The sequence below is a fragment of the Streptomyces sp. NPDC002690 genome, assembly GCF_053592415.1.
On sequence record NZ_JBSFVR010000316.1, the window covers coordinates 1 to 8567 of the forward strand.

The window sequence follows — 8567 nt, forward strand, 5'->3', positions numbered from 1 at the left end:
GGCCCGTCGCGGACCTCGCCCAGCTGCCCGGACGCGACGGCGCGGCTGCCACGCTGGACCTGGTGCCGCCCGTCGGCGTGCGGGACGGCGGCTTCTCCGCCCGGCTCGACCGTGTCGGGGCCCTGCCGGTGTGGGCGGCGGACGTGAGGGAACCGGGCGACGCGTACGAGCGCCTCACCGAACTGGTGAGGGCTGCCACCCATCGGTACGCCACCCATGGTCATGGCGACGCGACGATGCTGGTGCACGCCGCCACGGCCCCCAACGCCGTCCTGCGCACCCTGCCCGCGCTCCCGGAAGCCCTGTGGCCGCCGAGTCTGCGGGCCGCGTGGACGGCCTCCGCGGCGGTGACGGCCATGTACGCGCCGGACGCGCCGGTCGCGTACACCCCGCCGGGCACCTTCATCCCGGAAGAGGTCTTCGAGCGGGCTCTGGCGCACGGCGACGAGCACGTGATCAAACTGACGGACACGGCCCTCGACTTCGGCGACCGGCCGGCCCTCGCGGCGGCTTGGCGCTCCATCGAGCTGACACCGCCGGAGTGAAGCGCGCCCCGGCCCGTTCCGGCGCCGAGGCGGTCCGGCGGAAGGTTCCTTCCTCTCGTCTCCGCCCCGGTACGGGCTCGCTCAGACGTCGTCGCGGACCATGGCCAGCAGACGGTCCAGTACACGGGGTCCACCCGCGCGCAGGCCGTCGTGCTCGAACTCGTCGGTCACCCAGGTCCGCAGCCCGCGGATGCCCGATGCCGTGGCGAGGGCGTGGGCCGTGTCCACGTACATGTCGTCGTGGTAGACGGCCGCCACGACCGGGACCTTGTTGGCGGCGAGGCGCTCCATGTCGTACAGCTCCGGCCAGTCGGTACGGGCGGCCAGCAGCTCCGCGGTCTCGCGCAGCGGGCGCAGCGCGGGGTCGGTGGCGAAGTGCCAGGGGTGGATGCTCTCACCGGTGAAGAGCAGCGGGCCGTCGCCGGCGAGTGCGGAATTGGCGTCGAACTGCGGGAATTCCGCGCGGACCCGCTCGGCGGACCAGGCGGTGGCGCGCTCGCCCTGTCCGTAGATCGCCTCGTGCATCAGGGCGTACAGCGGGTGCCCGGCGAAGGAGTTCGCGGTGCGCACAGCCTCCTGGAAGGCGTCGGAGAGCGCGGGACCGTCCGGCGTGGCGACGAAGGCGTTCTCCAGCAGGTAGTGGAGCTGGTGGCTTCCCTGGCCGCCGCCGAGCAGGATGCCGAGCGACTGGAAGCCCTCGGGCGTCAGCTCGTGGCCGGCGGACTCGACGCGGTGCGACGCGAGGTACGCGGCGATCTCACGTGCCCGCGCCACGTCCTGCGGGTAACGGGCGTAGTGGGCGGCGACCTTCCGCTCGATGCGTGGGTAGGCCGCCCGGTACACCTCGTCCGCATGGGCGTCGAGCGACGGCAGTCCGCCCGTGATCAGTACGGCCGCCAGGCCCTCCGGGGCCGCCGACAGGTAGCGGACGGCGCAGAACCCGCCGAAGGACTGGCCGAGAACCGTCCAGGGGCGCCCGCCGGTGAGCTGCGCGCGGATCAGTTCGCAGTCCCGCACGATGTTGTCGGAACGGAAATGGCCCAGATACGTGGCCTGTTCGGCGGGTCCGCCGCGCATCGGCAGGGTCTGCCGGTTCGCCGGGGTCGAGAGTCCGGTACCCCGCTGGTCGAGGAGGAGTACCCGGAAGTCTTCGAGGGCCCGGCCGAGCCACGCCTCCGTACCGATGAACCGCCGCGCTCCGAACCCCGGGCCGCCTTCCAGGTAGACCAGCCAGGGCAGCTCCTCGCCGGCCTTCGACGACGCGACCGCCTCCCGGCCGAAGACCTCGATCCGCTCGCCCTCGGGATCGGCGTGGTCGAGGGGGACGGTGAACCTGCGGTCCGTGAAGACGACGCCCGGGTGGCGGAAACTGCTCACAGTGCTGCTCCTGAATCGTTCGGATTCCGGACAGTTCAGCACACGGCCTCGCCCTGGCTCTTCCCGCCCCTGCCACGGGCGCTCCCGGAGCCCGCCGTCAGGCGAGGGAGCCCTCCCCCGCACGCCGGTAGGTGCTGCCGTCGCGGGTCCGGGTCAGCAACCTCGCCTCGATCAGGTAGCGACGGAGGGCAGCCGCGTCGTCGTGGACCGTCCGGAGCGCGTCGTTGACCTCGCGTTCCGTGTAGTCGCGTCCGGGCCGGAAGAGCGTCTCGGCGAGGTGGGCCAGCAGCGGTCCCCGGCGGGCGGGTTTACGCGGGACGGACTTCAGCCGCCCCCGGGAGAAGAGGTCCGCCAGATGGTGGGCGGGGTGTGTGTCGTTGTCGGGCATGAAAGGCAGCGTCGCAGCGTCGTCGTCGTGCGCGCAACGCGGTTTTCACACCGCGTGCACGCCGCTCACCAGCGGCGATACCGTGCGCCAAGCGCCCCTGGAAGCCCCGCGAGCGGTGCGCCGAGCGCCACCGGGAGCCACCCGACGGCCCCGGCGACCGCGACACCGCGGCTCTTGACCGGCTCCCGGCGGGCCGCCTAGGTTCGGCATAGAAAGCGCTTGCTATACGGCGGGCGCACCGTTCCGTCGAGCCGAGGGTCCCGCCATGCCCACTCCCGCCCCACCTCCGCGTCCGGTGCGCGTCGCGATCGTCGGCACGGGCGCCATCGCCCGGGTCGGACATCTGCCCGCGCTCGTCGCACTCGCGGCGGAGCAGCCGCTGGAGATCGTCGCGGCGGTCGACCGCGATGCCACCGCCGCCGAGGCGTTCCGCGCGGAGGCCGGTATCGCCGCCGCCTACACGGATCTGACGGTGATGCTGGCCGAGCGGCGCCCGGACCTCGTCGTCCTGTGCACCCCGCCGCGTTTCCACCGGGAGCAGACGGTCGCCGCGCTGCGGGCCGGTGCCTGGGTGTGGTGCGAGAAACCGCCCTGTCCGTCGCTGGCGGACTTCGACGCGATCGAGGCGGCCGAGGCCCCGGAGTCCGGCGGCCCGTACGCGGCGATCGTCTTCCAGCACCGGTTCGGCTCGGGGGCGGACCACGTGCGGCGGCTGCTCTCGTCCGGCGCGCTGGGCAGACCGCTGGTCGCCCACTGCCAGACCACTTGGTACCGCGACCAGGCGTACTACGCGGTGCCCTGGCGAGGGCGGTGGGACAGCGAGGGCGGTGGCCCGGCGATGGGGCACGGCATCCACCAGATGGATCTGCTCCTCGATCTGCTCGGCCCGTGGGAGGAGATCCGCGCGATGGCCGGAAGGCTGGTGCACGACGTCGAGACGGAGGACGTCTCCACCGCGCTGGTGCGGTTCGCCGGCGGCACGCTGGCGACGGTCGTGAACAGTGTGCTGAGTCCCGACGAGGTGAGCCGTATCCGCATCGACTGCGAGCACGCGACGGTGGAGCTCACCCATCTGTACGGGCACCGCAACGCGGACTGGCGGATCACTCCCGTGCCCGGGACACCGCCAGGGCGGGTGGCCGGCTGGCGGGATTTCGGCGCCGACGTGCCCAGTTCGCACGAGGCCCAACTGCGCGGTCTGCTCGTCGACCTGCGGGCCGGGCGCAGACCGCGCGGCAGCGGGGCGGACGGCCGCAAAAGCCTGGAGCTGGTCACCGCGCTCTACAAGGCAGCCTTCACCGGGGCTTCCGTCCGGGCGGGCGACATCGGGCCGGACGATCCGTACTACCGCGCCCTGCACGGCGACGCGCCGGGCTGGGCGCCCGGGACCGGAACCGGAACCGGGACCGGGACCGGGACCGGGACCACGAGCGCTACGAACACCACGAACACCACGCCGGAGACCATCGCATGACCGCGAAGCCCGTACTCGTCCACCGGCACGGCGACGACGTCCGTGTCTCCGTCGGCTCCACCGGGGTGGAGCTGCTGCGGTACGTCTACCGGGCCGAGGCCGCCTGGGAGGCGCCGAAGCCGTACATCCATCCGCTGCGCACGCTCGCGGGCCGTACGGTCACCGACTACCGACCCAACGACCACCGCTGGCACAAAGGGCTCCAGATGACCGCCTCGCACCTGTCGGGCCAGAACCTATGGGGCGGCAACTCCTACGTGCACGGCGAGGGTTACCGGCCGCTGCCCGAACGGGTCGGCTCGATGGCGCACGCCGGGTTCGACGAGATCTCCGCGCGGGAGGACCGGATCACCCTCGTGGAACGGCTGACCTGGCATCCGTACTCCGGCGAGCACTGGGCCGACGAGGTGCGGCGGGTGGAGGTGCACGACATCGACCCGGCGGCCGGGAGCTGGGCCCTGACGTGGTCCAGCGTGGTGACCAACCGGCGTGCGGAGCCTCTGCGGTTCGGCAGTCCGGCGACGCACGGGCGGGCCGGCGCCGGGTACACCGGGCTGTTCTGGCGCGGACCGCGTGCCTTCCGAGGCGGCCGGATACTCTCCGCCGAGGGCGAGGGACCGGGGCTGATGGGGCGGCAGTCCGACTGGCTCGCGTACACCGGGGAGCACGACGGCTTCGACGGCCACGCCACGGTCGTCATGGCCCACGCCCCCGAGAACGACCACACCGGCGCGGGCGGGGAGCATCCGGCGCACTGGTTCGTGCGCAACGACTCCTACGCGGGCATGGCACCGTCGTTCGCGTTCCACGAGGAGCTGGTGCTCGATCCCGGCCTGTCCCTCACGCGGCGCTACCGGGTCCTGATCGCGGACGGCGCCTGGGACCGGGACCGGATCGAGGACGGTCTGGGCCGGATGGCCTGGTAGGAGGCGCGCCGGTCCTCACCGGGCCCGGATCGCCCGGGCGGGGACCGGCGCGGGCCGGCTTGCGTCCGTACGGTGGCACCTGGAAGCAGGGGTGCTGCGAAGGCGATCTTCGGGGCAGTTTGTAGGAATGTCTGTTTCCGCACCCGTACTCGAACTTGTCCGGCGCACCACCGAACCGGCGGCCGTACAGACCCTGCGTTCCACGGCAGCGGCCGTCATCGCGTTCTCCGTGGCGCAGGCGACGCTGCCTCAGCCGGCGCCGCTGACCGCTCCGCTGACGGCGCTGCTGGTCGTGCAGGTGACCCTCTACGCGACCCTGACCACCGGCATCCGCAGAGTCAACTCGGTGATCGTCGGTGTCCTCATCGCGATCGGTTTCAGCGCGCTGGTGGGACTGAACTGGTGGAGCCTGGGGCTGACGATCTTCACCGCCCTGCTGATCGGCCGGGTCGTACGGGTCAACGAGTTCGTCCCCGAGGTCGCGATCAGCGCGATGCTCGTACTGGGCGTCTCCCAGGTCGCCGACACCGCCTGGGACCGGATCCTGGAGACCTTGATCGGTGCGGGGGTCGGGCTGCTCTTCAACCTCTTTTTCGCGCCACCGGTGTGGGTGGAGACGGCCGGCGCCTCCATCGAGGGACTGGCCACCCGGATGGGCTCGATGCTGCGTGCCATGGGCCAGGAGATCGGTGGCCACATCCCCGTGACGGAGGCGGCCGCACGGCTGCACGAGGCCCGGCGTCTCGACCACGACATCGTGGAGGTGGACGCCTCGCTGCGGCAGGCCGAGGAAAGTCTCATGCTCAACCCGAGGGTGCGCCAGGGGCTGCTGAACCGTGTCGTCCTGCGTACCGGTCTCGACACGTTGGAGATCTGCGCGGTCGTGCTGCGCGTGCTGACCCGGACCCTGACGGACCTGGCCAAGCAGCGCACCGAGGAGACGATGTTTCCCGAGGACGTGGGCCAGGGACTCACGGAACTCTTCGACCGGATGGCCGAGGCGATCGAGGCGTTCGCCCGGCTGATCACCTCGCCGCTCGCGGCCGGCGGCGAGCAGGCCGAGGACCGCCTCGCCGAGGCACTGACGCGCGGCCGCGAGACGCGCGACCGGGTCGCCGATCTGCTGCTGGAGGACGTGCAGGAGCACCCCCGGCAGTGGCAGCTGCACGGGGCGTTGCTGGCCGAGGTGGACCGCGTGCTCGACGAGCTCGACATCGACAAGCGCACGGAGCGGCTCGGTGAGGAGCTCGACCGCCGGTCGGCGGAACTGCACGAGCGCCACCCCCTGCTGCGCAGGCTGAGGCGGAGGCTGAGCGGCAACGGCGCGCGGCGACGGCCGGCCAAGGAGTCCTGAGGTCCGTTCCCGGTCCCTCCGCGCCGGTTCCGGCTCGCCCACCGGCGCGGGGCGACGGCCCCGGGGCCCTTCGTATCGGTTCGCGCGCAACCCATTGACCGCCGATTCCGGTTGACGTACCGTCACCGGCGTTCGCATACAAGAACTCGGTTCAGAAGAACGAACGCCGTTCCTCGCACTTTCCCGACCGAGAGCTTGCCTTTACCACCGCACCAACACTTCCTGGTGCCTGCGGAGGACGCCGCAGGCGGTGAAAGGACCCTCGAATGCGCACGGAGAATCAGCATGCCAGAAGGCGGGGCGGCAGGGCAGCCGCCTCGTTCCTCGCGGTCGCCGCACTGATAGCGGCGACACTCACCGCCCTGTTCGCCACCGGCTCGGCCTCGGCCGCACCCGCAGCCGGTTCGTACACCCTGAAGAACGCCGGCAGCGGACTGTGTCTGGAAGTCCCGGGCGCCAGCACCTCCGTCGGCACCCAGCTCACCCAGAACAACTGCGCGGGCACCGCGGCGCAGACCTGGAAGCTCACGGCCTCGGGCAGCGGCTACACCCTGATCGCCTCGCACAGCGGTAAGTGCGCCGGCGTGAAGGACGCTTCCACCAGCGCCGGCAAGGCCGTGGAACAGCAGACCTGCAGCGGCGCGGCAACCCAGGTGTGGACTCTCACCCAGGTCAGCGGAAGCATCTACCAGGTCGTCAACAGCAATGGCGGCAAGTGCCTCAACACCAAGGACTCCGCCACCAGCGCCGGCACCCTGGTCCAGCAGAACTCCTGCGACTCGGTGACCAGCAAGCGCTGGACGTTCACCGCGGCCGGGTCGACCACGACCCCGACCGACCCGCCGACGACGACCCCTCCCACCACCACGCCGCCCAGCTCGGGGTCGAAGCCCTCCTGGCCGACCGCCACCGGGAGCCAGGCCGTCTCGGCCAGCATCCAGGTGTCCGGCACCTACGACGGCAGCCTGAAGCGCTTCTACGGAACCGGTGACCTGGGCAGCGACGGCCAGGACGAGGACCAGCCGGCGATGTTCGAACTGGCCGCCGGCGCCACCCTGCAGAACGTCATCCTCGGCTCCCCCGCCGCCGACGGCGTCCACTGCGCCGGTGCCTGCACGCTCAAGAACGTCTGGTGGGAGGACGTGGGCGAGGACGCCGCGACCTTCCGCGGCAGCTCCTCCTCGCAGGTTGCCACGGTCGACGGCGGCGGCGCTCGGCTGGCGGACGACAAGGTCTTCCAGCACAACGGCGCCGGCACGGTCGTCATCAAGAACTTCCAGGTCGACGACTTCGGCAAGCTGTACCGCTCCTGCGGCAACTGCTCGACGCAGTACGGCCGCCACGTCGAGATCTCGAACGTCTGGATCACCGCGCCGGGCACGTCCGTGGTGGGCATCAACACCAACTACGGGGACACGGCCAAGATCTCGGGCGTCACGATCTACGACGACGCGGACCGCGACATCGACATCTGCAAGAAGTACAAGGGGGTGACGAGCGGAGAGCCGTCCGAGACCGGTTCGGGCGCCGATGGCACGTACTGCATCTACAGCTCCTCCTCCATCACCTACGTGGACTGAGCCGGCACCGGCGGGAGCCGGAGCACGGCAGGACGGAGGGGCGGCGCGTGCCACGCGCCGCCCCTTCGGGCCGTTCGCAGCCGCCCGCCGGACCTCGTGGCGTTCCGCGGCGGCCTTCGGGAAGCCTCGTCGGAACCACCTGCTACGGCACCGAGTGAGCGCACCGCCCACGATGCCGACGCCTCCGGCCGAACTCCATGGTGGACAAGGATCGATCCGGCGTACGGTCGGCGTGCCGACGACCTCGGAGTAGCACGCGACCGACACCCGACCCGAGCGGCTGCCGTTCGACCAGCACTCGGCGTCCGACAGTCGGCCGTTCCAGCGACCGACGCATGCGGAGCCGGTCGGCGAGGGCTGGACCAGAGAACCTTCGCCTTGGTTTTTCGGTGAGCGGGTGACTGGCGAGTGCCGGGCTGACGGCATCGAATCGAGCGGGGGAGATGTCGACAGTGGCCGAGAACGCGCCGTGGACAGGTGACGATCAAGATCACAACGATCGATGTCATGCGCGGTGGCGAGCGTCGTTGAACCGCTCGTCGGCGCAGCCCGACTACCTGGACGAGTGGTACGACACCCAGTGCGGAGGATGCCGCTTCTGGATCGCGTTGAGCGGGCAGCTCGGCCGGGACTACGGGGCGTGCGGCAACCCCGGCTCGTCTTTCGACGGGCGAGTTCGGTTCGAACACGACGGTTGCGAGAGCTTCGCCGGTCGAGCCGACGGGTCGTTCGGGTAGCGGCCGGTCGAGCAGTGCCGGCTCTGCCCGGAGTGAGCGGAGGCGTGACGTCGACGGCGCGATTCTCCCGCCGGACGATGTGGCGGCGGACCATGCGGCGCCGGGCGGCCGTGTCTGACAATTCGCGTCGGACCAGCGGGCGGTGGATCGGGCCGCGATCCGGTTGAGCCATGAGCCGGCGGTCAT

The 8567-nt window shown here is 71.4% G+C and carries 7 protein-coding genes and 1 pseudogene; 6 read left to right on the plus strand and 2 right to left on the minus strand.

The window, feature by feature from the left end; translation table 11 throughout:
* Nucleotides 1-545, plus strand: a pseudogene (locus tag ACWD3D_RS28740) (questin oxidase family protein); the annotation flags it as partial.
* Nucleotides 546-626: 81 nt separating this feature from the next.
* Here ACWD3D_RS28740 and ACWD3D_RS28745 read toward each other — a convergent pair.
* A complete protein-coding gene (locus ACWD3D_RS28745) occupies nt 627-1922 on the minus strand; it encodes an alpha/beta fold hydrolase (RefSeq protein WP_451463694.1) in 1296 nt (431 codons plus the stop codon).
* Between the two features lie 97 nt (nt 1923-2019).
* On the minus strand, nt 2020-2310 hold the full coding sequence (locus ACWD3D_RS28750; protein ID WP_451463695.1) for a DUF2087 domain-containing protein: 291 nt from the start codon (nt 2308-2310) through the stop codon (nt 2020-2022).
* Between the two features lie 265 nt (nt 2311-2575).
* Between ACWD3D_RS28750 and ACWD3D_RS28755 the strand changes: the two genes are divergently transcribed.
* The 5 genes from ACWD3D_RS28755 to ACWD3D_RS28775 all read left to right on the plus strand — a co-directional run bounded on the left by ACWD3D_RS28755 (nt 2576) and on the right by ACWD3D_RS28775 (nt 8381).
* Entirely contained in the window at nt 2576-3784 is a 1209-nt protein-coding gene (locus tag ACWD3D_RS28755; protein WP_451463696.1) for a Gfo/Idh/MocA family protein, read from the plus strand.
* Nucleotides 3781-4710, plus strand: coding sequence for a DUF6807 domain-containing protein (locus ACWD3D_RS28760; protein WP_451463697.1), 930 nt, complete (start codon nt 3781-3783; stop codon nt 4708-4710). The genes ACWD3D_RS28755 and ACWD3D_RS28760 overlap by 4 nt, the downstream gene beginning before the upstream one ends.
* Before the next feature lie 127 nt (nt 4711-4837).
* Nucleotides 4838-6064, plus strand: coding sequence for an FUSC family protein (locus ACWD3D_RS28765; RefSeq protein ID WP_451463698.1), 1227 nt, complete (start codon nt 4838-4840; stop codon nt 6062-6064).
* A gap of 266 nt (nt 6065-6330) precedes the next feature.
* Nucleotides 6331-7644 carry a pectate lyase gene (locus ACWD3D_RS28770; protein WP_451463699.1) on the plus strand — a complete coding sequence of 438 codons (1314 nt, stop codon included), beginning with the start codon at nt 6331-6333 and terminating at the stop codon, nt 7642-7644.
* Between the two features lie 443 nt (nt 7645-8087).
* Entirely contained in the window at nt 8088-8381 is a 294-nt protein-coding gene (locus ACWD3D_RS28775) for a DUF3027 domain-containing protein (protein ID WP_451463700.1), read from the plus strand.
* Nucleotides 8382-8567 lie beyond the last annotated feature (186 nt).

Coding starts and splice junctions, on each gene's coding strand:
- ACWD3D_RS28760 (WP_451463697.1), top strand. CDS start 3,781: ATGACCGCGAAGCCCGTACTCGTCCACCGGCACGGCGACGACGTCCGT.
- ACWD3D_RS28750 (WP_451463695.1), bottom strand. CDS start 2,310: ATGCCCGACAACGACACACACCCCGCCCACCATCTGGCGGACCTCTTC.
- ACWD3D_RS28770 (WP_451463699.1), top strand. CDS start 6,331: ATGCGCACGGAGAATCAGCATGCCAGAAGGCGGGGCGGCAGGGCAGCC.
- ACWD3D_RS28755 (WP_451463696.1), top strand. CDS start 2,576: ATGCCCACTCCCGCCCCACCTCCGCGTCCGGTGCGCGTCGCGATCGTC.
- ACWD3D_RS28765 (WP_451463698.1), top strand. CDS start 4,838: ATGTCTGTTTCCGCACCCGTACTCGAACTTGTCCGGCGCACCACCGAA.
- ACWD3D_RS28775 (WP_451463700.1), top strand. CDS start 8,088: ATGTCGACAGTGGCCGAGAACGCGCCGTGGACAGGTGACGATCAAGAT.